The sequence below is a fragment of the Methylophaga sp. UBA1464 genome, assembly GCF_002325665.1.
In the GTDB taxonomy this organism is placed as follows: Bacteria; Pseudomonadota; Gammaproteobacteria; order Nitrosococcales; family Methylophagaceae; genus Methylophaga.
The window spans coordinates 1-1400 of the sequence record NZ_DCSO01000005.1 but is presented as its reverse complement, the minus strand read 5'-3'; the positions used below and the strand labels follow the sequence as shown (position 1 = coordinate 1400).

The window sequence follows — 1400 nt, the reverse complement described above, 5'->3', positions numbered from 1 at the left end:
GCTGTCTGAATATCAAATACCGCACGATCCGGCATCGGATACTGCATCTCAGCCAGACTGTAGGCCATTTTCGGCATCACAATCACTGTCAGCAGCCAAAACAACAATAATGCAGACAAACTTTGCTGATTGGTGCGGCACCAGTTAGAAAACAGCACCACCGTGATGGTCCATAACAGGCAATAAAACAGATATAAAACAAACATCAAGCCCATGCGTAACACATCGCTGCCATGCACATGCGATAACAGCATAAAGCCAATAGCAATACTGAAAATCACTAACAGAAAAATCAGTGAGATCAGACTGTAAGCCAGCGTTTTGCCGAATAAAAGCTGCCTGACACTGATGCCTTGCGAGACCAGTTGACGTAATGTGCCATGACCACGTTCACCACTCACACTATTAAAGGCCAGAGCGATCAATACCAGCGGCCAGATCACCAGAATAATCGTCGCCCCTGACAGATAGCCCAGTCCCATATAGGCCGTGCTGCTGACATATTGTTTAAAGCTGCTGCTGTTTTGCCGATGCGCTTCCAGAAACAAGGCATTACCGACAAACGGATTCACCCCGCTATCAATAAAACTCAGTGGTGAGATGATGCGAAACACCATCGTGCCGTAATGTGCTGCACGATGCGGATGTCGATCTGGCTGTGCTTCCCATTCAGCATCATTCTGCTGCTGCCAGATGGTTTGCGCTTCAATAAAATCCTCCTGCTGTTGCCAATGGGAAAACGCAATTAATGCCGTTAACACCAATAACAATGGCAACAGGATTTTCAGGGTCTGGCTGCGCCATTGGGTGATCAGCTCATGACGAGCGATTTCGACTATCGGATGTTTCATAATCAGAATTTATAAGCTACTGAGACACTGGCATTGACGCCATCACCCGGTGAATAAATCACCCCATCAACGCCACCATTGTCGTAGACATACTCATAGTATTCGTTGAACAGATTATTGACCTGGAAGTTAATATTGCCCCAACTGGTTGCATAATCCATGCTGGCATTCACCAGATTGTATTTACCAAACTTGCCGCCGCTATTGGCTTCGTTTATATACGATGAGCCTTGCGCGTCATAGTGAACACGTCCTGTGAGAGCTGGTGTAAACAGGTAAGCGATACCAGTTGATGCGGTATAAGACGGAATGCTGCGTAATTCATTGCCACGATCAGCGCCAGGGCTTTGAATTTCTGAATCCACGGTGCTGAAGTTACCCCATAGCGTTAGTTTGTCAGTTGCCATCCAGCTCATACCAAAGTCAGCTCCCTGACGCAGGGTTTTACCGACGTTTTGAGCCAGGCCATCAACTAATATAAACTCATCCTTAGCCTTTTGTTCCCAATAGGATAATCGTAACTCGAGGCTATAGGTTGGCATCCACTTC

The 1400-nt window shown here is 46.7% G+C and carries 2 protein-coding genes; both read right to left on the bottom strand.

Annotated elements, in window-relative coordinates:
• Positions 1–851: ABC transporter permease subunit (locus B3O33_RS00380; RefSeq protein ID WP_292362714.1), on the bottom strand; the 851-nt coding region annotated here is incomplete at its 3' end.
• Between the two features lie 2 nt (positions 852–853).
• Positions 854–1400: TonB-dependent receptor domain-containing protein (locus tag B3O33_RS00375; RefSeq protein WP_292362713.1), on the bottom strand; the 547-nt coding region annotated here is incomplete at its 5' end.